We start from the raw sequence: 941 nt of genomic DNA, 5'->3' as shown, positions 1-941 counted from the left end.
GCTCTCCGCAAATAAGCGTGCACCGGTAGTTGGAGTTGGCCCTTGAGCGGGGTCGTGTCGTTTCGGTGAGGTGGGGCCTCGGTGGGTGACGATGCAGGTTCCTGTACGTGCCCGCCGACACCACCGAGGTGACCCTTGTCTGAGGCTACTGCCTGCCTGCCGTCTGTTGTTGTCGACACGATCATGCGCACGATCGAGTTGGGGGTGACGATCACCGACGCCGCCATCAACGACGAGTCGACGATGATCTTTTGCACGCCGGTGCAACGCGATGCGCGCTGCCCGGACTGTGGGCGTAACGGCAGTTACCGCGACACCGTCACCCGGGCGCTGACCGATCTGCCGGTGGCCGGCTATCCGCTGGTGTTGCAGGTCGCCGTTCCCAGATACCGCTGTATTACCAGCGACTGCGGTCGCACGATTTTCAACCAGAATCTGGGCAAGCTCGCGGCACCTCGGTCATCAACGACGCGCCGCTGCGCTCGGTATGTGTTGCGGCGGTTGATGATCGATCGCACCACCATCTCGGCGATCGCCGCCGAACTGGGCGTGTCCTGGCATACCGTCAGCTCCATCGCGATGCGCGCCGCCGAGGCGCTGGTGGCCGCTGCCGGACCGGGCCGGCTGGCGGGAGTGCGGGTGATCGGCGTCGATGAGCACCGCTGGGCGCCGCGGCGTCGCGGGGCCGAGGGGTTCGTCACGCTGATCATCGATCTGACACCCACCCACGATCAGACCGGCCCGGCGCGGCTGCTGGACCTGGTCCCCGGTCGGTCCGCGGCCGCACTGGCCGACTGGCTGGCCGCCCAACCCACCGACTTCGCCGCGGGGATCGAGGTGGTGGCCATGGACGGATTCGCCGGCTACAAGACCGCCGCCACCGATGCGGTCCCGGATGCGGTCACGGTGATGGACCCCTTCCACGTCGTGGCTCTTGCCGG

The 941-nt window shown here is 67.4% G+C and carries 1 protein-coding gene; it reads left to right on the top strand.

Annotated features, from left to right (window positions below; genetic code table 11):
- Positions 1-135: 135 nt before the first annotated feature.
- Positions 136-941, top strand: an 806-nt coding sequence (locus tag AC5Y49_RS24755) for an ISL3 family transposase (RefSeq protein WP_499892013.1), incomplete at its 3' end; no start/stop codon positions are given.

It is taken from the genome of Mycobacterium sp. NGS62 (genome assembly GCF_059812285.1).
The sequence above is the reverse complement of the archived record's forward strand: the minus strand, read 5'-3'. Positions and strand labels throughout refer to the sequence as shown.